Origin of the sequence: Coleofasciculus sp. FACHB-1120, assembly GCF_014698845.1 — a bacterium.
Classification (GTDB): Bacteria; Cyanobacteriota; Cyanobacteriia; order Cyanobacteriales; family FACHB-T130; genus FACHB-T130.
In genome coordinates this window covers 96,531-119,884 of the sequence record NZ_JACJTV010000009.1, presented here as the reverse complement: position 1 = coordinate 119,884, position 23,354 = coordinate 96,531, and the positions used below count along the sequence as shown (strand labels likewise).

The 23,354-nt window shown below is 46.6% G+C and carries 19 protein-coding genes and 1 pseudogene; 8 read left to right on the top strand and 12 right to left on the bottom strand.

The window, feature by feature from the left end:
- Window positions 1-340: 340 nt before the first annotated feature.
- Window positions 341-3,004 (bottom strand): M48 family metalloprotease, encoded by a 2,664-nt coding sequence (locus H6H02_RS11275; RefSeq protein WP_190817591.1) that lies wholly within the window; start codon window positions 3,002-3,004, stop codon window positions 341-343.
- Between the two features lie 102 nt (window positions 3,005-3,106).
- Window positions 3,107-3,553 (bottom strand): annotated as a pseudogene (locus tag H6H02_RS11270) (CHAT domain-containing protein); the annotation flags it as partial.
- 314 nt (window positions 3,554-3,867) lie between these two features.
- On the opposite strand from H6H02_RS11270, the gene H6H02_RS11265 reads away from it, so the two are divergent.
- The 4 genes from H6H02_RS11265 to H6H02_RS11250 all read left to right on the top strand — a co-directional run bounded on the left by H6H02_RS11265 (window position 3,868) and on the right by H6H02_RS11250 (window position 8,357).
- Window positions 3,868-5,952: a prolyl oligopeptidase family serine peptidase gene (locus tag H6H02_RS11265; RefSeq protein WP_190817589.1), complete on the top strand. Its 2,085-nt coding sequence runs from the start codon at window positions 3,868-3,870 to the stop codon at window positions 5,950-5,952.
- A 128-nt stretch (window positions 5,953-6,080) separates the two neighbouring features.
- Window positions 6,081-6,305: a hypothetical protein gene (locus tag H6H02_RS11260; RefSeq protein WP_190817587.1), complete on the top strand. Its 225-nt coding sequence runs from the start codon at window positions 6,081-6,083 to the stop codon at window positions 6,303-6,305.
- A gap of 351 nt (window positions 6,306-6,656) precedes the next feature.
- On the top strand, window positions 6,657-7,094 hold the full coding sequence (locus tag H6H02_RS11255; RefSeq protein WP_190817585.1) for an NUDIX hydrolase: 438 nt from the start codon (window positions 6,657-6,659) through the stop codon (window positions 7,092-7,094).
- Window positions 7,095-7,238: 144 nt separating this feature from the next.
- A complete protein-coding gene (locus H6H02_RS11250) occupies window positions 7,239-8,357 on the top strand; it encodes a phosphodiester glycosidase family protein (RefSeq protein ID WP_190817583.1) in 1,119 nt (372 codons plus the stop codon).
- Window positions 8,358-8,389: 32 nt separating this feature from the next.
- Here the strand turns inward: H6H02_RS11250 and H6H02_RS11245 are convergent, their stop codons facing one another.
- The 5 genes from H6H02_RS11245 to H6H02_RS11225 all read right to left on the bottom strand — a co-directional run bounded on the left by H6H02_RS11245 (window position 8,390) and on the right by H6H02_RS11225 (window position 12,983).
- Complete coding sequence (locus H6H02_RS11245) at window positions 8,390-8,872, bottom strand: hypothetical protein (protein WP_190817581.1); 483 nt, start codon at window positions 8,870-8,872, stop codon at window positions 8,390-8,392.
- Between the two features lie 86 nt (window positions 8,873-8,958).
- Window positions 8,959-10,296, bottom strand: a complete 1,338-nt coding sequence (locus H6H02_RS11240) for a glycoside hydrolase family 3 protein (RefSeq protein WP_190817579.1) — start codon at window positions 10,294-10,296, stop codon at window positions 8,959-8,961.
- A gap of 33 nt (window positions 10,297-10,329) precedes the next feature.
- Window positions 10,330-11,427, bottom strand: coding sequence for an FAD-dependent oxidoreductase (locus tag H6H02_RS11235; protein WP_190817577.1), 1,098 nt, complete (start codon window positions 11,425-11,427; stop codon window positions 10,330-10,332).
- Between the two features lie 153 nt (window positions 11,428-11,580).
- Window positions 11,581-12,051 carry a photosystem II protein PsbQ gene (psbQ, locus tag H6H02_RS11230; protein ID WP_242040667.1) on the bottom strand — a complete coding sequence of 157 codons (471 nt, stop codon included), beginning with the start codon at window positions 12,049-12,051 and terminating at the stop codon, window positions 11,581-11,583.
- Between the two features lie 80 nt (window positions 12,052-12,131).
- Window positions 12,132-12,983: an alpha/beta fold hydrolase gene (locus H6H02_RS11225; protein WP_190817685.1), complete on the bottom strand. Its 852-nt coding sequence runs from the start codon at window positions 12,981-12,983 to the stop codon at window positions 12,132-12,134.
- A 435-nt stretch (window positions 12,984-13,418) separates the two neighbouring features.
- Between H6H02_RS11225 and H6H02_RS11220 the strand changes: the two genes are divergently transcribed.
- Complete coding sequence (locus H6H02_RS11220) at window positions 13,419-13,850, top strand: hypothetical protein (protein ID WP_190817575.1); 432 nt, start codon at window positions 13,419-13,421, stop codon at window positions 13,848-13,850.
- 24 nt (window positions 13,851-13,874) lie between these two features.
- On the opposite strand, the gene H6H02_RS11215 is transcribed toward H6H02_RS11220, so the two are convergent.
- From H6H02_RS11215 to H6H02_RS27620, 3 genes are all read right to left on the bottom strand, one after another.
- Window positions 13,875-14,375: a hypothetical protein gene (locus H6H02_RS11215; protein WP_190817573.1), complete on the bottom strand. Its 501-nt coding sequence runs from the start codon at window positions 14,373-14,375 to the stop codon at window positions 13,875-13,877.
- Window positions 14,376-14,705: 330 nt separating this feature from the next.
- On the bottom strand, window positions 14,706-15,122 hold the full coding sequence (locus H6H02_RS11210) for a DCC1-like thiol-disulfide oxidoreductase family protein (protein ID WP_190817571.1): 417 nt from the start codon (window positions 15,120-15,122) through the stop codon (window positions 14,706-14,708).
- Window positions 15,123-15,573: 451 nt separating this feature from the next.
- On the bottom strand, window positions 15,574-15,699 hold the full coding sequence (locus H6H02_RS27620) for a hypothetical protein (RefSeq protein ID WP_277922547.1): 126 nt from the start codon (window positions 15,697-15,699) through the stop codon (window positions 15,574-15,576).
- A 26-nt stretch (window positions 15,700-15,725) separates the two neighbouring features.
- On the opposite strand from H6H02_RS27620, the gene H6H02_RS11205 reads away from it, so the two are divergent.
- The gene (locus tag H6H02_RS11205; protein ID WP_190817569.1) at window positions 15,726-17,414 is read left to right on the top strand and encodes an NAD-binding protein; all 1,689 of its coding nucleotides are present in this window, start codon (window positions 15,726-15,728) and stop codon (window positions 17,412-17,414) included.
- Between the two features lie 204 nt (window positions 17,415-17,618).
- Here H6H02_RS11205 and H6H02_RS11200 read toward each other — a convergent pair whose 3' ends face one another.
- A complete protein-coding gene (locus H6H02_RS11200) occupies window positions 17,619-18,707 on the bottom strand; it encodes a hypothetical protein (protein WP_199329112.1) in 1,089 nt (362 codons plus the stop codon).
- Window positions 18,708-19,244: 537 nt separating this feature from the next.
- On the opposite strand from H6H02_RS11200, the gene H6H02_RS11195 reads away from it, so the two are divergent.
- Together H6H02_RS11195 and H6H02_RS11190 are read left to right on the top strand one after the other, a co-directional pair.
- Entirely contained in the window at window positions 19,245-20,276 is a 1,032-nt protein-coding gene (locus tag H6H02_RS11195; RefSeq protein ID WP_190817567.1) for a trypsin-like serine protease, read from the top strand.
- Window positions 20,277-20,716: 440 nt separating this feature from the next.
- Window positions 20,717-21,103 (top strand): site-specific integrase, encoded by a 387-nt coding sequence (locus H6H02_RS11190; protein ID WP_190817565.1) that lies wholly within the window; start codon window positions 20,717-20,719, stop codon window positions 21,101-21,103.
- Between the two features lie 76 nt (window positions 21,104-21,179).
- Here H6H02_RS11190 and H6H02_RS11185 read toward each other — a convergent pair whose 3' ends face one another.
- Window positions 21,180-23,231, bottom strand: coding sequence for an iron uptake porin (locus tag H6H02_RS11185; protein WP_190817563.1), 2,052 nt, complete (start codon window positions 23,229-23,231; stop codon window positions 21,180-21,182).
- Window positions 23,232-23,354 lie beyond the last annotated feature (123 nt).

Here is a 23,354-nt window from a genome sequence, read left to right as displayed (position 1 = left end):
AAAACAAAGGAACAGAAATAGATGAATTCACGACGGATCTAAATCTTTTGACGATTGAGGTTAAAGAAGCGCGATCGCTTAAATTCTCTCTTTTTGTATACGCCTTTTAGCGAGTGAGGACGCTAAAAAAAACCAGCCACTCGCGGCGACTGGTCAAGCTTGCTGTGTTGGGAGGAGGAAAACCTGATGCCAAGACGAAAAAGCTATGCAAATATCCCGTAGATAGCCAACCTGCGTCTCGATACACTAAGTCGTCCTTGTTAAGGAATGTAACACATTTCTCTCAAAAGCTGCAATATTTGTTTACAAACAGCTATTTGTGCGTGTGCCAACTTGTGCATTAAATGCCGAACAAGATAATGTAAGTTCCCCAAGCCGCAGCTAAACAGGCAATAATCGTTGACCAGATAGGGTGCCGACTGAGACTGGTCATGCCGCCTTGGGTTCGCAGGGTTTCTAAGTCAATCCAGGGGGTCGCACCTCGCCGAAACCATCCAGTTGCGGTGACTTGCCGATTTACGAAGTCGCTGGGACGAGTGGACAAGGGTAAAAGATTACCAATAGAACCCAGCCCAGAGCAATAATGTAACTTAACCAAACCAGTGTCAGTTTGCAGAATTAAATCCTGTCCCAGCCAGTTGCTAATGCCTTGACGTCCCAAGAGTTTTCCTTGCAGACGCACCGGCTGACTATCGACAGGTAAAGCATCGATCCGAGTCGATAAATCGGATAGGTTGGGGTTCGTTTGCAGAGTGGAAGCTTTGATGTCTGGAAAGAAGGGATTGATCCGCAAAAAGGTGCCAATGCTGAAACCTATTGGCAGACAACCGACGAGGATCGTCCAGTAATCGTCGAGTATCCAAGAAAGTTGCCGGATTCCCAGCCAGCTGCCAATCCACCCCAACAGCCAGAACAAGCACCCCAAGGCTAAACCAGACAAAATGCCAAAGAAGGGGGCACCTTGTAACCAAAGTTTTGACTTTTTAGTTTTGAGCGAAGATGCTCGAATTCGCTGTTCGGACATTTGAGTGAAGTCAAGTTCTGTCTCTAGCTTCCAGTGGCGGGCGTAGAGGCATAACAAGTACAGGCGATCGCCCATTAACGGATGGCTATTGTTGATGACCATCCACTGGCGATGGGGGTTGAGGTAGCCCCATTGCAACACGGATTCCCAAGGCGTCTGGGAGGGAAGGCTACCCAAGCTGATGGCTTGCCGATACCCCACTGGCGTCAGTAAATCAAAGCCTTCCAAAAGCCAGCGAGTAGACTGGTGTTTTTGGATATCAGCAGCAATGCCACGGGTAACTTTCAATAAAGCGCGGGTGAAGGCATTTGGGTTGCCAGTGATATCTGCCGCTGTGCGATCGCTATAGATAATTCGCAGCCGCGACAGCCACAAACTGATAAAGCAAACTAGCCAAAATAAGCCGTAACTCAAAGCCGAAACAACCACCGCCGGAATCTTTAGCAGGGGGTTGGCTAAGCGGTCTCCCAACTGCGCTACTTGTCGGTACAAGAGGTAAGGAATCTGGGCGACTAGCATGACGAGGGACATCACTGCCAAATTCAATCCCAACGGTAAAAAAGCCAGGGCAATCCACCAACAAGTCCAAGCCCAGTCTGAGTTCCTCAACAGGCTAAAAAAGCCTCCAATCAGGAACATTATGGTTGCCATCACCAAACCGACCAACTTGTTTTGGACAATGTGCCCCAACTCGCTGGCATAGATTGTGGCGATTTCATCCTCTGCCAGTTGATCTAAGAGTCCTTGACTGACCACAATTCGGGCAGTGCGAGGCAGATTTCCATAAGTGAATGCGACTGGGGCACTGATGGGTAAGATCCGCAAAGTCGGCACGGGCAAACGGCGCTGTCCGCAATAGCGGGGTAACATCTTGGCGGCTTCTGGGCTGGATTTAGATAGCGCTGACAGTGACAGTGGTTGCATGCCCTCAAATTGCTTGAGGAGGAAGTCTAGTATCCAGGGAGATAGGCACGTTAGCAGCACCAACACGGTCACAATAGGCCAAGTTGGGTCTTCGTAAAAAGCTGAGATAGGCTGCAAAAATGGCAGGTTGATGAGGAAGTTGTTCGTCGTCGCCATCGCGAACTGCACTAAAACGCGAATCATCCAGAAAAGCGCGATCGCAGTCCCTGCTTGAAGCACCCACAGACGTTCTGGTTTCACTGCTGGCATTGCTCGCCATCCTTTGGCGCGTCCTGCTTGACGCCAGCCAATAATACTGGTCGATTCTAGAATTTTCTCATCTGTTGGTGTCTCAGATGGCGTTTCAGATGACGTCTCAGAAATGACCTCTGTGTCTGCTGCTGTCTCTGGCGCAATCAGTGCTTCTGTGGGGGCGGCTACTTCTGCCTCTAGGTTACTTTCCGCTTCAGTTTTCCCTTTGTCTTGTACTAGGGGTGAGGTGGAGGGCGTTGCCTTTTGTACCGGCTGACTGCTCGCCCTGACGTTTTCAGAGACAGGTTGAGCGGCTTTTGCCCCCTGTGCGGGTGAAGTGGCAGGCGTTTGCAAGGGGACAAACCCGGTCGCGTCTAGAGCAGGCGACACGGATAGCTGAGGCTTTTGGGGCGGTTGGTCTAAGGGAATAAATCCGGTGACATCTGACGCAGGCGCAGACCCTTTGGCGGGTGAAGTGGCAGGTGTTTGTAAGGGGACAAACCCGGTCGCCTCCGACGTTGGTGAGGGGGAAGGCGTTTTTTGAAGTTGAGGATAACGATTGACCAAATTAGCCAAATTCCGCTCTCCCCAGTCCTTCACCTTGGGGTATTTGCTTTGACTGAGGGTTTGGCAAAGCGATCGCGCTTTCTCGATCTCGCTAGTGCGTTCATAGGCAACCACCAGCCCCATCTCAGCGCGTAGGACTGTCTTTTGACTCAACTCAAACTCGCAAACGCCTTCTAGGTGAGCGATCGCATCTGGATAATTTCCCTGTTTCAGGGCTGCTAGACCAGCTTCCAGAGAGGGATTGGGAACAGAAGCCATAAAAATTCAACAGCACTCGGCTTCCTTCCAAGATACCCCTACTTCAGCGATCGCCTATCATTCAGCCAATTTTCAATTTTCAACCGTCCAGAGCGACTTGTTTCAGTCGGATTCACCAATTAAAGTAAAAGCCGCCCAGTCTCTGGGGTCGGGGTGTTGTTTCATGGTTGTTAGCATCGCTTGCCGCAATGCTTGAGAGCGATCGGGATTGAGCTGGAGATTTTTGTAAAACTCGGTCATTAGAGAGGCTGTTGGTGCATCGGGAACCGACCACAAAGAGACAATGACGCTGGAGACACCCGCACTAATAAATGAACGTGATAAGCCAATCACACCATCCCCGGTAATTTTGCCTCGTCCGGTGTCGCAAGCACTCAAAACGACTAATTCTGCATTGAGCTTCAGGTCGAGGATTTCAGAAGCCGTGAGTAAACCCTCATCTGAACCGGATGGAGCCAAAGCGATCGCACTGTTCAATCCCTGGATATCATCAAATATCCCATGTGTTGCCAGATGGATAATTCGGGCAGAAGGCAATGCTTGCGCGATCGCCTTCATAGCCAATATTGCTGGAAAATAAACAGGCAAGGGGGTTGAGATACCGAAGGCGAACCAAGGTAGAAAAAATAGACTAACTCTTGGGAGACGCATAAATTCTCAATTAGGGCAGCGCGATCGCAATTATCTACTGGAATACTTATCTCTCACAATTTGGCACTTATGTAATTTGATCTTTAGTTTTTTCCCAGAAACTGGGTTTCTTAAAGAATTGCCCTTGTAAACTGGATTGAGAAGGGAGCGCTCGCCCTCTTCTCAACCAAATCTGGCGCTAGACTGGACAGTGTTACCAAGAGTCCAACCCTATGCAGTATCCAGATAAAGCCCTTACTTATCCAACTAGCCAAAAAGTCGATCAAGTTGATGACTATCACGGGACAAAGGTAGCTGACCCTTACCGTTGGCTGGAAGATCCGGACTCGGATGAAACCAAGGCTTGGGTTGAGGCTCAAAATCAAGTTACTTTTAGCTATTTAAATGAAATTCCGGTTCGGGAAAAAATTAAGCAACGACTAACCGAACTATGGGACTACGAAAAATACAGTCTTCCGTTTAAAGAAGGCGATCGCTACTTCTATTTCAAAAACGACGGCTTGCAAAATCAAAGCGTTCTTTATACATTAACGTCCTTGGATGCCGAGCCAAAAGTTTTGCTAGATCCCAACAAACTTTCAGAAGATGGCACTATTGCGCTGTCGGGGATTGCGATTAGCGAAGATGGGAATTTGATGGCGTATGGTTTATCCACCTCTGGTTCAGATTGGCAAGAATGGAAGGTACGCGATGTTAAGACGGGCGAAGACCTTTCCGATCATCTCAAGTGGATTAAATTCTCTGGCGCGTCTTGGACTAACGACAACCAAGGCTTTTTCTATAGCCGCTACGATGAACCGAACGAAACAACCAAATTAGAAGAGATTAATTACTGTCAAAAACTCTTTTACCACCAACTGGGTAAGCCACAATCTGAGGATGTTCTTATCTATCATCGCCCCGACCAAAAAGAATGGGGTTTCAGCGGTGGCGTCACCGAGGATGGGCATTACCTAATTATCAGCGTGTGGCGAGGAAGCGATCCTAAGAATTTGGTGTTTTATAAGGATTTAACCAATCCAGATGCACCCGTGATTGAACTAATTAGCGAGTTTGAAGCTAGCTATAGTTTTATCGACAATGATGGCTCAATTTTCTGGTTTCGTACTGACTTAGATGCGCCTCGCGGTCGGGCGATCGCGATTGACATCAGCAATCTCTCCTCGTCTCCGGGAAGTAAGGAGGGATGGCAAGAAATCATCCCTCAGGCAGAAGAAGTCCTCGAAGGCGTGGGTCTACTCAATAATCAGTTTGTGGCTGAATATCTCAAAGACGCCCGAACACAGATTAAAATCTTTGATCTGAACGGCTCCTTTGTGCGGGAAGTTGAGTTACCGGGAATTGGTTCGGCTGGAGGTTTTGGTGGTAAGCGCTACGATACGGAAACCTTCTACAGCTTCACCAGTTTTACGACACCTGCCACTATTTACCGCTACGACATGGTCAGTGGGGAAAGTACAATTTTCCGTCAGCCGAAAGTTGATTTCAACCCTGCCGATTACAAGACAAAGCAGATATTCTATCGCAGCAAAGATGGCACCCACCTGCCCATGTTTATCACCTACAAAAAAGGGCTGCAACTAGATGGGAGTAACCCCACTTATCTCTATGGCTACGGCGGTTTTAACGTCTCTCTGACGCCTAGCTTCTCAGTTGGCAGTCTGGTGTGGATGGAGATGGGTGGTGTCTATGCCGTCCCTAATTTGCGCGGCGGCGGCGAGTACGGTGAGGAGTGGCACCAGGCAGGAACGAAGCTGAATAAGCAAAATGTCTTTGATGATTTCATTGCGGCGGCGGAGTGGCTGATTGCCAACGGCTACACAACGCCAGCCAAACTTGCGATCGGCGGCGGCAGTAATGGGGGATTGTTGGTAGGTGCGTGTATGACTCAGCGCCCGGATTTATTCGGTGCGGCGCTACCCGCGGTAGGAGTGATGGATATGCTGCGCTTCCATAAGTTCACAATTGGCTGGGCTTGGACTTCCGATTATGGTTCTCCAGAAAACCCGGAGGAGTTCAAAGCGCTTTATGCCTATTCGCCCCTGCACAACCTCAAACCTGGGACATCTTATCCAGCCACGATGATTACAACAGCGGATCATGACGATCGGGTGGTGCCTGCCCACAGTTTCAAGTTTGCTGCCGCTTTGCAAGCAGCTCATGCGGGTGTTGCACCTGTATTAATTAGAATTGAGACTAAAGCGGGACATGGGGCTGGGAAGCCAACGACTAAAATTATTGAGGAAGTTGCGGATCGGTGGGCTTTCCTGGTGCGGGAAACAAAGGTATCGCTTTAGTAGTATCGTACTCAGCAATTAGCAACAGGTAGGGTGACATTACCCGCCCTACCATTTGTCCGCCGTACCACTTGTCCGCCCTACCACTGGAACTTAATTCTTGAAAGTGTAATTTCTCAAGATTAAATATGGAACTTATAATCTCATTACTTGTTCCTCTTGTACCGATTATAGTTGTATTTATCTTGGTTCTTCGTAGTGGCTCTAATCAGCAGCAGCGAATGAAGCAAATGACTGATGAAGGCTTTAATTTACAAAATAGAATTATTCAGAATACAGAGGAGATGGTTGCTTTACAGAAAGAGACAAATCGTTTATTGAATCTGCTCATTTCTGGAAAAGATGAGGTTTAGTTCCCATCTCCATCTCTACTAAAGCTATGGAGTGCGATCGCTCTACTTGAATCGATTGCTATCTCACTCAATATCTGTCCGGCTTAAAAAGCAAATTTCAGGGTAAGAATTCAGGTGTTTAAAAGCCAGCCACAGAGACACTTTCAGGCTTGCCTTCATCGTATGTAAAGAACTTAATTTGCAATAATGCACAAAAAAACAGGCTTTTCCGGATTCTTATTGAGAAAATAAATTTGCAGCTAATCGGCGGAAATGCTTATGAATCAACAGTTTTAGCAATTATGGTATGACCTGAATCCTTACATTTCAGGAGCAATCCCTATCAAACATTTCCAAAAAATATTAAGTTCCATGAATCTAAAATCAGCCCAGCGTTATCAGCAATCGGCGGTCATCCCCTATCGCATCAAAAACGGAAAAATCGAAGTTTTGTTGATCACTTCCTCAACAGGCAAACGCTGGGTGATTCCTAAAGGAATGATTGAGCCGTTTATGACTCCGCAAGCTTCGGCAGCCAAGGAAGCCTGGGAAGAGGCGGGGATCGTCGGTCAGGTGTTGCCGACTTTGGTGGGTACATACGAGTATCAAAAATGGGGGGGCACCTGTCGGGTTGAGGTATTTTTGATGCAGGTACAAACGGTATTGGAAGTTTGGCCCGAAGCTAGCGTTAGAAAGCGACAGTGGGTAAGTATAAAACAAGCGGTTAAGCGCGTTGAAGAAGCCGAACTGAAACACATTTTCGTCACTTTCCCTGATACCTTATTAACTCTACAGCCGCCTCTCGAATAGCTTAAACAGTTGACGGGAGTGGGGGTGGAGGCATTTTTCAGGAATCTTTGACAATCGCTGCTTCTGCTAAAACTGAGTAGAGAGGAGAGCGATCTCTCCTCCCCTCGCTCAATATTCCGTAGCTAGACGAGAAGTAAGCGAAGTATGCCAGAGCGAAAACAACCCAATGGTTGCCGTAAAATGCTGCGGCGCACTTTTTTATTTTTAGTAGGTTTGGCACTTGCTCAAGTTTTAACCGAATTCTTCTCAATTGGGCAAAACCGCTCCAATTTTGCCAATCTTGTTCGCCAATTATGGGAGAAAGCAATCGCTTTATGGGAGTCTCAAAACGGAGTCGCTGAAAAACCTCTACCCAGTAGTACGCCAACACCAATCAGCAGCGTTTCTCCTCAGCCTTTACCCACGCCAACTCCAAAAACCAGCGCCACGCCTAAACCATCTCAACCGTCTTCCAAAACCAAAGTCAATCCCTCTGTTGCCAAAGGAAAACCTGTACAAGTTACCCAAAAAACAGTGGCTGGGGTGTCTTTCTATCAAACCACAATTGACCTCTCAGACCCCGAAACTTTTATCACTCTGGGATTAGCAAATAATGCAACTTATGCCAACGGGCCAACGGTGAGCAACGGCGATGAACCTTTTGCCAAGCTGGTAGCGCGTCAGAAGGCTGCTGTGGTAGCCAATGGCACTTTTTTTGATAAAAGTAACCAGAAGTGGGTAATGGGTAACATGGTGGCTGCTGGGAGATTTCTGAAATACAGCCGCTGGGAAAATTATGGTACTACCTTGGGGATTAAAGCAGGTAATCAGTTAGAAATGATTACCGCACGAACAGAAGGACAGCCAAATTGGGATCAACACTGGTTTTCAATTACTTGCGGGCCAAGACTGATTAAACAAGGAAAAATTTCCATCTCGCCGCAATCAGAAGGCTTCGCAGATCCTCATGTTCTCGGTGTAGGATATCGGACTGCGATTGGGTTTCCAGCGAATCGAAAACAGTTATTTTTAATTTCTTTTCTTGCTAGTCTATCTTTACAACAAGAAGCCAACATTATGAAAGCGATTGGCTGTATTGAAGCAATGAATTTGGATGGTGGAGCTTCAGAAGCTTTAGCCCATAATGGAAGAATTTTACTTCCCGCAGGACGGAACCTGACGAATGTAATTGTTGTTTATGACACTAATTATCCTGCTCCTTCAGCTTTGAAAACATCTTGGCAACGCTTTCAAGCAGGCGATCGCCCCTCAATTCCTTTATAAGCTTCCTCCCTACATTCATCTCTTGAACAGCGTTAAGTATTCGCTGAGAGAAAAGAGATGCTTTCAGCAAGCGGATCGTTAACGCTCATCCCCTGTTTATTTGCCCAATACTCACTTAAAAAGTGAATTTGTCTCAAGCCAACGATTAAATTCAAACCTGGTACAAACATCCACCAGACAACCAGTGGTTCTTTCATCTCCGCTTGGCTGTAGAGTTCGTTTACAGTTTTATACAGTCTAAACTGCACAATGTAAATCCAGGCAATTCCCAGCAAGGAAAACCAACCAAACCAGCCAGGGACATCAGGATCGAATATACGCAACAGTTGGGGAACTGCTACCCCTAAGACAAAAGGTGCTAAGCACAAGGTTCCTGACCAACCATAACCTTTATAGCGACGTAATTCTTCTTGAATTATCCACTTATACCAGCCGTAATACAGCATCAGGGTGGCAATCGACAAAAGAATCACTTGCCAGAGGGGGCGGGATTTTCCTAGAGGCTTGCTGGACATATTGACGGCTGAGCTACTAAAGTTTTGCTTGATTAATTTACATTTATTAATATACAGCAAACACCTCGTTAACGCCGCCTCGAATCTCACCCGTTTGTTCCACCTATCTGCAATCCATAGAGAGCCTTTTTGGTTTGCTCTAACCTGTTGCTACTTTTTACTAGCAGTTTATTATCTAATTGGCGCTTGTTATCAGCTTTTATTAAAGCATCCATCGCTTCGTAATATAAATCGTTATCGTAAGCAATCAATATCATATCGGCTCCGGCATTCAGCGCCTTGACGGTAGCATTTCTCAAACCATCTTTACTGTTATAAACTGCATACATACAAAAATCGTCAGTGATTAAAACCCCATCCTGTTGCCAATTATTTCTAATAATACTAATTACTTTCTGAGAAAAGGAGGCTGGATGTTCAGTATCTACCGCCATTAATTTAGCGTGACCCAACATTGTAAACGCCTGAGAATTACTCATTAATGTCCGGAAAGGTACCCAGTCATCCTGCGCTAATTCATCCACGGAAGTATGCAATTCTGCACTTTCGAGATGGGTGTCGGTATCTACTCTTCCTAATCCCGGAAAATGCTTGATAGTACATCTAACCCCATTTGCTTCTAACGTCTGACAATATAACAAAGCAAATTTTTTAACGACTTCTTTATCAGATGAAATAGCTCGCTTATAAATCTTAGAAAATTTATCGTTTGGATTAATTAGTCCCTTGTTTAAATCCACCACGGGGGCAAAATTTAGATTAATTCCAATGCTAGATAGCTCACTTGCCTGAGTTTTGGCATACTTGAGGACTTTATCTTTTGCTTGTTCTATATTTGCCGACTCAGAAATAACTTTTGATAATTGAGGTAATCGGGTTAGAGGGGGAGATAAGCGAGATACTACACCCCCTTCTTGATCGGTCGCTATCCACAAAGGAGATAAACCTTGAGTGCGGCGAATATCCTGCAAAGCACTAATTTCTTGCTTTATCTCTTGTTTAGTTTTATTTTTAGTATTTCTGGTTGTGAGAAATATACCGCCTATCGCTTTTTTAGAAACTAGTTTCTTGACTTCATTCAAGTCTCGGTAGCCAATAATAAAGTGCTGACCCAGCTTTTCTATTTGGGATGGTTTGGCGTGGAATACACTTTGTTTCAGTAAGTTAAATCTTATTTCAACTGTTAAAGCCGTAAAAAGACTTAGGCAAGCAATCACTAGGATTATTTTATTCAGGAATTTTTTTTTAAGCTTCGAGGGAGTAAAGGCTTTGATTTCAGTAAAAATTAAAGCTAAATTGATTGCGGTTAAACATAAAAAGAAATAAAATTTTATGCTTGGGAGGAAAGGCGCTCTTAAATTAAAGGCAACGAATAAAAGGGCGATCGCTAAAAATAATTTAAGTATTTTCAGTAAAATAACCATTTGAATAAAATAGCAAAATCAGACATCTCACGATTATTTATCTTGATTGCGCGATCGCATAATCAGTTCCCGAATCGCTTGGGCGGTGGCGGGTGCGAGTAAAACGCCGTTGCGATAGTGACCTGTGGCGAGGAGAACATTGCTATAACCGGGCAGAAGACCGATAACAGGGGCGGGGCGTCCTTCGGGGCGGGGACGCAACCCCGACCAAGTTTTAAGGATTGTGGCTTGGGCTAAGCTGGGGCAAAAAGCGATCGCTTGCACCATAACTGCATCCAGATGGGCGGCATCTGCCACTATCTCATCCCCATTATTGGGAAACTCCACCGTCGCACCAACCCAGTATTCTGTGTCCGTTACGGGCACAATGTGGACATCATTGCCTGTAATTGTCGGCTGGAAATCTGCACGCCCCATTGGCTGCGCTAGGCGCAAGTGCAACGCTTGTCCCAATACCGGGCGAATATCAATCGGTTGTTTTAAAGACGCTGTGAGTGGGGTGGAACCTAGCCCTGCTGCCACAATTAACCAATCAACATCAACTTGCCCTGCGGTTGTTTGAATGTGGCGAATGTCCGCATTTGTTGCTTCCTCTTCTAAGACGGTGACGCCAAATTTAAAGGTAACGCCGTTGCGTTGAGCAGCATCAACCAGCGCTAAAGTCAGAGCAACCGGGTCGAGTTGCCGATCTTGGGGAGAATAAATCGCGCCGATGATCTCATGACTCAACTGAGGACAGCGAGACTGGACTTGGGGGGCGTCCCAAATTTCCAGGTGCCAGCCTTGAGTTTGGCGAATTTCTACCAGTTTTTCCCAACGAGATAAATCTTCACCGGCAAAGCAGAGCATCAGAATTCCCTGCCGGTTGAAGGGGATCTGACGCTCTAAAAGCGCTTCTAGCTCTGGAATCAGGGTTTCATAGCGCTGGATACTAGCCTGCCGCATTTTCCAGGCATTGCCCTTGATTTTGTGACTGATCGCGCCCATCAAGACGCCCAATGCAGCGCCAGTGGCGGCTTGTGCGGGTGGTTGCTTGTCCAAGACTGTGATTGTTAGCCCTGGAATTAGACTGAGTTCATAAGCGATCGCAGCCCCAACAACGCCGCATCCAATAATCACAACCTGACTCATTTGAGAGCGCATCAGAAAGAGCGCATGAGAAATGGGTAATTGGTAATGGGGTAATCGGTAATGATGATTAGCCCTGAATTCTGAGTCAGTAGCAACAAACTAATGACAACTGACCCAGGACTAATGACTTTTTCCCAATTACCCCTTAATTGGCTATGCCTTCGGAATTAAGTTCAAGAAGGCGTCGAACTCTTGCAATGCAGAGCGGAAATTTGTCACCGCTTGCTGATAATCTGCCTCTTTCGCAGCCTGATCAATTCTGACCAGATCGCTGAACAAATCTTTTCCTGCTTGACGCGCCGCCTGTTGGTCCTTGGGAACCAAGCTATCCGCCACACGGTTCATATTCCGTCGCAAATCTCCCAGTGGCCCGTGAATAAATGTACCCACATCTACCCACCGCCGTTGTTGGATTAGGGTTTGCAATGTGTTAAGGCGATCGCGCTGTTCTTGAATTCCCGGAAGCGATTGCTGAATCTGCTCAATCTGAGTCGCCGTGTAGCTAGGAGCCGATTTCGTTGCCGCAGTCCCACTACCGCAACTAACCAGAAATGTGGCTACCATTGCCAAAATCAAACCCAAAATAGACCGATAACGTGCCATCATGCTATTTTTTGAAACCATGAATCAAATTTCCCCTGTTATTTTAGAGAAAAATCGGGAAAACGCGAGAGGAGAAGAGAAAAAGAGATGATATCCACCCATTACTTAATTGCCTGACGACGCAAAAACCCTTGAATCGCATCGCTGACCTTGTCCGACCAATGGTCTTGAGGATAATGCCCGACTTCTTCCATCTTCATGATTTCTGCCTTCTGGATGGAACTCCCTAGCTGTTGCGCTTGAGTGAAGGGAAGCCAGGGGTCTTTCATCCCCCAGGCAATTAAAGTTGGCTGCGTCCAGTTTTGAAAACCGGATTCTATTTCTGCCATCGACTGCTGAAGCTGGAGATTCCGTACTGTGTACAGGAGACTTCGCCCCGCATCCGAACTTTTGAGGTAGGGACGGCGGTAAACATCTAAGTCCTTATCTGGGATGACGTAACGGCTACCACCTTCTAAAGTTCTGTCCACCAAGAGCGGGTCTTGCGTCATCATATCGCCGACAAAAGGCAGACCTAGTTGTTGAATTTTCCAAGGCAGCTTGGCAGTCGTTGACACAGGTGTATTGAGGATAACCAACCGCTCGATTTTGTCTGGATGACGCAGGGCGTACTGGAGTCCCACAGAACCCAAAAATCCCTGAACGACCAGATAGAATCGCTCGATTTCCAGGTGTTGGATGAATTCTGCTAGCGCGTTAATGAAGGTATCGGGTGTATACGCAAAGTCTCGCCGGTCGGGTTTCGCCGAGAAGCCAAAACCAATCCAGTCAGGCGCGATCGCTCTATACCCTTTCTCTGCTAATCCGGGCATTACCCCGCTCCAGCTATAACTCTGCGACGGCAACCCGTGCAGCAGCAGAACTGGCAGGTTATCACTTCTACCAATCGGATTCTCTTCCCGGTAAAACCATTCCAAGGAACCGATCTTGATTAATTGCTCATTGGTTGACACTATCTTTGCCTGCACATCTCCCGGTTGCTTGAGCTTACCGCAAAAGCGGGAATCTCCGGCAAAGCAAGTCAAGTTTCAATTTTAGTATTCTGGTTAAAATTGCATCTAAAATTCTGCTGTTGAAATATTAGAAGTTCAATGATTTCATGATGATTTAGCAGTTTTTTCTGGTATATTATTAGTAATTTAAATTTATTTTATAATGATTCTTTACAATGAAAATATAACCGAAATTTTTAAAAATGCACATATTTCCATTATTTAAATATACCTTAAAAAATGGCACTTGTATAGTATCCAGAATTACCATTCTTATCGCGTCAATGAATAAACTTAAAGAAGGATGCTCTACCAAGTTGCGAAATAGAGAACATCCTGTTATATTTAAACGCCAAAACAACTGAAAAAGCGTAAGTTTAGGGGAACCCAAGCGAAGTGAATGCAGCTGAACAGGCCATAAACATAGAAGTCGCTACTAAGATTGCTGCTGTTGTCAATCTCTACAAATCTGAGTTTCCTGATGCAAAAGCAGATTTAAAACCTTGGGCAAACGACCCGGATACTAGAGAGTTAGTCGATCCGGATTCAATTGATATCGGCTTCCATTTTCCTGGCAGAAGTCGCTTATTTCAAAGCCGCAGCATTTTGGTACAGATTCGCTTTCACGAAGACCCCGTGACCGGGATTCGCCGCGCCATCGGTGTCGAATTGGCAGGTTTTGACCATAAAGGCAAACAGTGGCTACTCTCGACCGTAGAGGAGTGGCAGTTTGTCGGCGAATCCCAGCCAGTGGCTGAAGTGGGGGAAAAGCTGAAGCACTTTTGTCGGCAAATATTTGAACTATTCAACAGCGAAGAAATCGCTTAAGTCGAATGGGTAATCCCTAGTGAATTACTCGATGACTTGGGTTGTCTGAGCAATAATTACCGGCTTGCCTTCAAATTCGGCTGTCATTTTCTTCTTGACATTTAAATCGTTCGTTAAGTTGTACTCTTTCTCGAAATCAGCCAGGACGAATTTACGAACTTGCCCTGTCACCGTAACATTCTTACCTTCAGCGATCGCAACTGCGGCAGGAACTGCATTCAAAACCAACACTTTTTCGCCACTGAATATTTTGTCGTCTTCTAACTGAAACGCTTTGGGACCAACAATTTCTTCAACTTCGCCACTGACCGTCACCGTCTGACCGATCAGTTGATCCGTGTTTTGAGAAACTTTTTCAACGGCTGTGGTAGGTTCAGGGGCAGCCGCTTCTTTCTCGACAGCTACACAAGCGGGAAGAAGCATGGCAAGCAGCACTAATGCGATCGCGCCGCCACTGTTCCAAAATCCTTCGGAAAATCTCTTAGTTCTATCGGCAACCCGATTATTCGTAAATCTATTGTTCATTGCCCGAATCTCCTAAATCTACTTCGCAGCTAGTCGCTACAGCAGTAGATAACCCCCCGATCAAACCTTGATAAAGTTTTTTCTCGCCCTTTTTAAATGACCGCCCCAAGGCAGCAATTGCAAAACCAAGTCGCCGCTTAAAAGATGGCGACTTGTCGCAACAGGACAGCGACAGCTAACTATTATTTTAAAAACGAAAACTACTGCCTAGCGTCTACCTGGGGAAGGAAAGCTTTGGCGAGAGTATCCCAATGCTGCACCTCTACTTTTAGGATGTTGCCTTGTTTGGGCGATCGCTTTCAGTTTTCTACCAAATGTTTTGGTGAGTTCTTATTCCGTAACGCATCCTGTAGAACAAAAACTCGCTGGGTAAGTAGATTGATAAGTAGAAGAACGTTTGCCAAAGATGGTGTAACGGTTATCGCGGATTTGTTCGTAAGTGCGATCGCCCATCCACTTCACCCCCGGTAAAGCTCGATATGCATCCACAAATACGCTGCCCATTGGCAATAATCGCCCAATTTCTTCTGCCGCATCACTTCCCTGCCAACGTTTCTCAGGCGTATCGGCATTAATCAAAATCATTCCCATTTCACAATCTTGGGAGGTAATTCCAAAGTGTTTGAGAGCTTCTGGATCTTGCATCGGGATGTACTGAAACATCTGTCCCCGATCTAAATTTTCCAGCAGTTGCACGAGAGAGACGCAGAGATTACAGTTGCCGTCGTAAATTACATGGTAATTCATTGATTTAACAGATTTTTTTATAATTGATTTTAAACATATTTTTGGAAGCTAGACTCAGGCTTTAAAGTCTATTTAATTTTAATGACTCAATATCTAAATAGGGAAGATACACCCTTTGATACCCACTAATTAGAGGACCTTGACTCCGACGCAACGAGCCAAGTGTGGATGACTAACATGATAACCTAATCAACCTGTTTGCTAATTCTCCCAAAGGGCAGACCTGTTCTTGAAACTAACCCACAAGTAGCCACAAGCTCTAAAGTTTCCAAGGAGAAGCCGAAAAAAACACGTAGCAGCACCTAGCAATCCGCACACGCAACAACGCAAAAAAGAAGTGAGTTTGACATCTTGCACTATTCTCAATTAGCCTCAAAACCTACTAAGAAATCGATTTTTGGGTGGATTTTCTAGGGGAGTTATCGTAATTTGGTGCAAAATCTAAAGGATTTTACCGCGCGATCGCCTGCATGGTGTATTCAGCGATCGTTCCGACCGCCTGAAGACAAGCAATGTCTTGGCGGTGTATATGGCTACAGTCCTTGGAGCGGAACTCAGTAAGAATATTCAATTGCACGAATATTTAGGCAGTGATTAGGCGGGATGAAACCCAAAATTATTGTCTGTGGCTTAGGTCTGACTGGGTATAAAATATTTTGCTTGCTAAGACAGCAGGGAGCCAGCGTGATTGGCATCCATGCCGAATCGATTCCGGGTGAAGATTATGATGTCGTAATTGGAGAATTACGGGCAGCTTCTACCCTAAAAGCAGCGGGGATTCAGGAAGCCCAAACGTTAGTGCTGGCTGGGGAAGACGAGGCGCTGAACTTAGCGATTCTCACCCAGGCACGAGTTCTCAATCCTCGGATTCGGATTATCAATCGGTTGTTTAATACGAGCTTGGGCGATCGCCTCAACCAGACGCTTGCCGATCACGTCACCATGAGCGTTGCTGCCCTAGCAGCACCCGTATTTGCCTTTGCCGCCTTGGGAAGTCGAGCGATCGGACAGTTGCGGCTGTTTAACCAAACTTGGCCGATCCACGAAGAATATATCCATGAAATGCATCCTTGGATCGGTTGCCAGTTAAGTGATATGTGGGAAGACCGTTCTCGGATGCTGATTTACTATTTGCCGGTGGACGGTCAGATAGATCTCATTTCTGCCGTCGTGTATGGGAAAAAGTTGCAAATAGGCGATCGCTTAATTGTTGGCACCCAACCCAGCGTCCGCACCTCCCGCAAACCCGTACTTCCGAAACTATTTAAAGTCCTGACCAACTTCCAACAGTTTCCGCAATACGGTCAACCGATAGCAGTTGTTACCCTAGTCCTCCTGATCACTATTTTTATTGCCACCCTGACTTATGTGTGTGTCGATGCAAAGATTTCTGTCGTTGACTCCCTTTATTTTTCGGTTGGCATGATTACGGGTGCCGGTGGTAATGAGAAAGTCGCAGAACACGCACCCAACAGCATTAAAATCTTTACCGCAATGATGATGCTCGTCGGTGCCGGTGTAATTGGGATTTGCTATGCTCTCCTCAACGATTTTGTTTTAGGCACCCGATTCAAACAATTTTGGGACGCTGCACGGGTTCCAGCGCGAAATCACTACATTGTGTGCGGACTTGGTGGTATCGGAGTTCAAATCGTCAACCAACTCCATACCCACGGACATGAGGTAGTTGTCATCGAACGCGACGCTAACAATCGCTTTCTCAACACCGTCCGCGCTTTGAAAGTGCCAATCATTCAAGGAGATGCCAGTTTATCTGCCACCCTAAAAGCTGCCAATGTGGAAAAAGCAGATGCCCTCTTAGCTGTCACCAGCGACGATATGGCGAATTTAGAGATTGCCCTCAGTGCCAAAGGGACTGCACCAAAGTTAGCCGTCGTAGTGCGAAATCAAGACCCCCACTTTGCGTCCCAAGCGCAAAAGGTATTTGAATTTGATGCCGTGCTGAGTCCGACTGAATTAGCCGCACCTTCCTTCGCAGCAGCAGCTTTAGGAGGACGAATTTTAGGCAATGGGATAACCGGCGACAGTCTCTGGATCGCCTTAGCCACCATGATTACACCAGGGCATCCATTTTGTGGCAAGCGCGTTCAAGAATCGGCAATGGACGCCGACTTTGTACCTTTGTATATCGAAACCCATTGCCAAACAATCCATGGCTGGGATGTTTTGGAAACTTACCTCAGTGCTGGCGATATTTTGTATTTGACGATGCCAGCAAATCGCCTAGAGCAATTGTGGCGCGTGACGCCTTCTCCACTTCTAGCCAATTGATGAGTCTGTACTGGCTAGAAGCATTTAGTCAATTATGTTTTAACGCTTTGTAGGTTAGCTGTGAACCTACTCCTCAACTTAACCTTGACAGACCCTCCGGATCGTGGATTGATTAAAACCTCCTATTTTTGCGTAGGGGCTTTTTGATTGCCATGCCCCTACAGAACGTGAATGAATATAAGTTATTTAATCTACGTTCCTTTTTTAACGCAGCAGCACTCGACTCCGAGGTCCAATGGGTTGCTCAGATGTCGTCAACTCGGCGCATTCTGCCGTCTGTTCGTTGACAGAAGATGAGACATTTGTTGAGTTGCTGTCTGACTTGGGCGTACAACTGGTTGCAGCTGCCGTGGAATCTAAGACCACATGATTGACTACAGTAGAGTCATTGCGGCTGAAGAGTGAGGGTGGCACATTTGTCCCGGATGGGGATGGGGTTCCTCCACTCGCTGGACTACTTGCTGGACTACCGCCACTGCTGATGGGTGCTGGGGCGGGTGCTGGCGCTGGCGTTGGTGTTGAGGAAGATGTAGGTGCGGGTGCGGGTGTTGGTGCTGGCGCTGGCGCTGGTGCTGGCGCTGGCGCTGGTGTTGGACTAACCAAGACGGCATCCGCAGGCACTTTTACCTGTAATTTCACCGGCATACCACCGGCAGGGATAGTAAAACTAGGAAGGGGTTTTGGTACAGTAGGGGGCAAGTTGTTGCCGAAATTGTATTCAGATCCAAAATCAAATACCGTGGGACTGGTGCCTCCATTGGCATCACTATATCTAGGCCCTTGACCCCTAATTTCAAATACACCTTGATACTGTTGCCCGGTTTTTGGATCGGTGACAACGCCTTCCCAGAAGCCTCTGGCGACAAATTCATCCTGAATTGTTCCAAATAAGGTGGTTCCTTCTTGGCCAGTTTGCTTTTTGGGTTGAAGGTTACCGCTAGTCAGAACCGGAGAGGTAATGGTTCCATTCGTAGAGACAACGGGAATACCGCGAAAGTCTACATAATGAGTGCCATCCGCTTTGGTTCCCACATAGCCAGGGTTGGGTGCAGTGTAGACGAGGACGCCGTTGCGGAAATATTGCCCTGCGGCATTAGTATCAACTCTCGTCGTGCTTTGGTTGAAATTTGGGTTGGCAGGGGGAAGGGTAAAGGTACCCGTGACTGTGCCAGTACTGTTAATGGTTACTTGGGCAAAAGCACCATTTGCTCCCAAGCCAACGATCGTAGCGGTTAAACTACTGCTAATCAGTAAGCTCAAGCTCAGCTGAGTTTTTGAAGATAGCGATCGCATAAATATTCTTTCCCATCAGTGTGAACCAAAAAATAGAGCGATCGCATCAATGGTAAAGCAAAGCTTCCGCCAGTTTGTGCCTCACTCAATCACATATACTGGCGAAATTTGCCGAAACCGCAACGGGTTAATTCATTTATCAGAGCTTTTTCGCTCTTATACCAATTCTCTATGAAGTTGTACTTAATAAAGCGGAGATGATGTAATCCCATCCACAAATAGAAGCAAGCACTGCTGCTTTTCGGGAACCCTTGAACAGGTTTTAACTTTCGTCTTAATTCATCTCAAGTTGTGCAATGTTTCCAAGCTAATTTGTACTTGATGTGTTCTCACAAGCATTCGATAGGATGAAGCTATCGCTCAGAGTAAAGCTGTTTTTTGGCAGGAATCGGTATGAGACGATACAGTTTTTCTTCAGTCATATTGATAAAAATGTTGCTACTTTAGCAGCTAGCATGGCTCAACAATAACCTTTGATTAAGGTGCAGGGCAGTAATAAGTAATATATTAAAGACCATAAATTGAGGAATTTAAGTAATGAAATGGTCTAATCTAAGCCAGATAGCATTCTGCACGTTGACAGGGGTGGTAGCACTTCAACCAATTGAGCCATCCGCGCAAGCTATAGTGATCAATGACACCGCTGGAGCGGAGACGGCTCGGATGCTAGGTGCACCGTTTACATCGGTCACTGAGATTTTCATCGGCGGCGGTCTTTGTAGCGGCGCACTGATGGCGGAATTTTATGTAATCACTGCACAGCATTGCATTTTTGGTGAAGAGGCGGGTAATGTGGCGGTTCGGTTCCGCGATAGCAACCCACTAAACACTTTAATCGAAGAGATTTCAGTCACTAACATTTTTGAAATCGATGCGACCAACGACCTGTTGGATGGTACAGATGTTGCGATACTAGAACTTTCCTCTGCCTCTCCGGAGTTCATCACCCCGTTGCGGTTTCTTGATGATGTCAGCAGTTTAGTTGGCTCGATGGCGACTACAGTGGGTTTTGGGTTGAACGGTGTGGGGAGTGTCGGGCATCAATTTACAAGAGATGGCTTACGCTGGGGAGCGGAGAATGTGATCGATCTGTTTAATGGTGCTGCACTTAATGACGCGGCAGACGAAGTTGGGTTTTCTAGCTTTTATGCCAGAGATGACAATGCTGCTAGTCAAGATGGAATTATCATTCCGGATACTTCTAACATCTTCTCCACAGATTTTGACAATGGAACAGCTGAGAATAATACTATGGTCGCCTTCGGCAGTAGCGCTTTGCCCCTAACAAACGAAGGAACTACAGCCCCCGGTGACAGTGGCAGTCCGCTTTTGGTGAACTTCAATGATGAATGGCTGATTGCCGGAGTCCTCTCTGGTGGAACGACTTTAACCAGCGAATATGGCGACATCTCTTGGTGGACGGGAACTCAAGAGCATCGTCCATTTATCGAACAGCTGGGCGGTGAATTCGCTAGTGTCCCGGAACCTTCGTCAGGGTTGGCATTAATAACACTAGGTGCGCTCGGCGCTACTATGGGTTGGACTCGCAAAAGGCAGGACAACAGCTAAAAGATGCGCTATCAGTAGCCTAGATATCCGGTAGGCAGGGTTCAAACCAGGATTAGACTTTCCGTAAGTTGCCAAAGGCTCAACCCTCATGAATCCCGGGTTTGAGCCTCTTGATATCTGAAAAAAGTGTTACCTTGCTCTGAGTTGAAGTTTTGAGGGTGATGGATGCTTGTCGCCTAACCGCACTTTCGCGGCAACAATTACCAATTCCCTAAAAATTTGGGTTTTTCTGGTATGTATTAATGTACGCTAAACGAACATTTAGCGTACATTTATGTACCTCCACGTACCGGAATGTACATGAGTGTCTCCCTAGAAAAAGTCCCTGATTCTCCAATAGTTCTCTCAACTGAGGATGGAAAGCTGCTTGCTATGTGGGTTCACGGCTTATCCCCCCACACAAGGCGCTATTATTTGCGGGACGCGATGCTGTTTCTTGAATGCTTGAATGTACGAGTACATCTTTGGCGAATGTCACCTTGGCAGATGTACAACAATTCGCCACCAAGTTAGCTAATAGTCGGTTAGCCCAGTCTTTTCAGGCGAAGATGCTCTCTGCTATCAAATCTCTATTCTCGTTTGCCTATAAGCTGGGAATAACGGCTGTCAATGTGGGAGCTGCACTCAAATCCCCTTCACCCAAGAACGCCCTGGGGGAACGAATTCTGCCGGAGGTGGAAGTGCAGCAGCTTATGGTTTCAGCAACGAACGAACGCGATCGCTTTTCTTTCGGTGATTCTACGGCTTGGAACGGGCTAACGACCCAATCATCCGGCAATAATTTGAATTTAATTCAAATGGAAAATGCAGCTTTCACAAGTCTTTGAATTTGAAATGGCCTGAGAATGTTATCCCAATTTTCCCACCCCCCAATCGTCCTGCGCTTAATCCTATCGGTTTTCCCTAAAACCGGAAAGTTGCTCTCATCGTTCCCACGACTAACGTGTCATTTGCCGCATTGTGGTCGGGGTTGAAAACCACCAATACCCCTGGAGTCAGGAAAATATTATCCGTCAATCTGGCTCGATAAAACAGTTCTAGGTGCAAAGCCGTGTCGCGACGCCCTCCCGGCGTTCCACTCAAATTGGTCAAAAAGTTGGGAAGATTGAAGCCATCTGGCAAGGTACTCGAAGTAATTTTCGGCGGCTGTCCCAACAAGATTCCCCCCAAATTTCCCCGCCGTAATAAGTCAGGAAACGCAGAGAATAACATCCAATTCGTAGTTTCAACAGAACCCGAAAGATTCACCGGATCTGAAGAAGTCCAACCGCCCCAAGTTCCCAAAGTCAATCTAGGATTGACTCGCCAAGCCAAAGTCGCTCCCACGGCGTGAGTATTAAAAGCAAAAGAAGTCGATGGCGAAATAATCGGTGCCAGGGGCGAGATTAATTGATTGTCCCCGGTGCCGATACCCAGCAAACCATCGGGGGAGTGTGAATAAATATAGTGCAACCCGATATCTAGATTATTCGTAGGTGCAATTGTTAACTGCACACCGGCACTGGTTCTGCCACCAAAAAGTCCCCCTTGGCTGCTATTACTGGTAAAGCTAGGAAGTTCAGCACTGTAGACGGCTTGTAAACTCAGGCGCTTGTTAATTTGCCAGTCAAATCCAATGCCGCCCGTGCCGTTGCCAATTGACAGAATGGGGTTGCGCTGACCTAATAAGGAAATCGAACCATCTCCCGACCCTTCCAGAGGATTGATACCGCGAAATGTATTGGCAGGGTTAACACCAGCCGGGCCAACAATAATGCCGAAGTTATCCGTAACGGGAAACCGATAAGAAAGGTCGCTCAAAACCAGGTCGTTGTTGGTTTCTAACTCAGTCGATAACCGACCCATATTCGTGAAAACATAGGGTGCAGAAGAGGCGAGATTTCCACCCTGAAGACCCGTCAGCAGTAAATCCTGCCCTGTAAATGAGGTTGCCAGAGACAGTTGAATGTTACCTGCCAGAGTCAACTGAGCCTGACCAGAACGTTCCGGCACCCCATCTCTGGGGAACAAATCCACATCTACTTGATTGCTTCCCTGCAAGCCAATAATTGCTTGCCCGAATAGTTGAGTATTGGTAGAAAATTGATGATTTTCGAGCTGTGCTGTGCGACTTTCTAAGTTATCAACTCGACTTTTAAATTCTGCTAGTTCGGGGGCATAATCTTGTTGAAGCCGTTGCAGGGTTGCTAAATCATCTTTAGGAATGCCTTGGGTTTGCGTGAAAATTGCTTCCAGAGCAGCATTGAGGGCGGCGGCAAATTCGTAGCGACTGAGGGCACGGTTGCCGCGAAAGCTGCCATCCGGGTAGCCGGAGATGACTCCATATCGTTCTGTCAGGTTTTTTAGGGCTTGGTAACTCCAATCGGCGGGAGTAACATCTGTCAGTTGATCGACTGAGGTTAATTGACTCATCGGATCGTCTGATTCATCGCCGTCAACGAGATTTTCTAAGCCCGGATCGTTCGGCTGAGTTACTGTGGGTATCTCTTGGGAGGCATTCGGAGAACTCATTTGTGCCACCAAACCTCTCTCCCGACTTCTCTCCTGCAAGGCGAGGGGAGTCATATTCCCCGTTCCCTTACCCCCATCATTCCCCCCGCTTGCGGCTACTGTGTACGATTTTTGGTTAAGTGGCAAAACGTTGATCGAGTCCCCTAAATCCCCGCGCATCCGCGCCGCTACGCTAGTAAAAAGGGGGACTTTGACTGAATTCTCCCCCTTTTTAAGGGAGGTTAGGTTCTCCAAGCGACTGGTTTGAGAAGTCAAGCGATTGGAGGTTGAGAATTCTGGCTGCGTGACTTCAACCGTGACGGAATGCTTTAAAACGGGTTGAGGCTCAGTTGATTCGAGCGATCGCGATCGCTCGGATGGCTGAGGCATTACGGCTGAGGATGGCAAGGTTGAGTTTTTCCCAGCAGTCAACAGTCCCACAACTACCAGGCTGAAGTCGCTCATGAGATTCTAGTCATTCTGGATACATAGCCGTTACCTTTGACAGCCAAAATTACTAACTTCAGGAAATCAAGTTAAAAAAAACGGCACCCCAGTGAGGAATGCCGTTGCCATATCAGTTTTTCG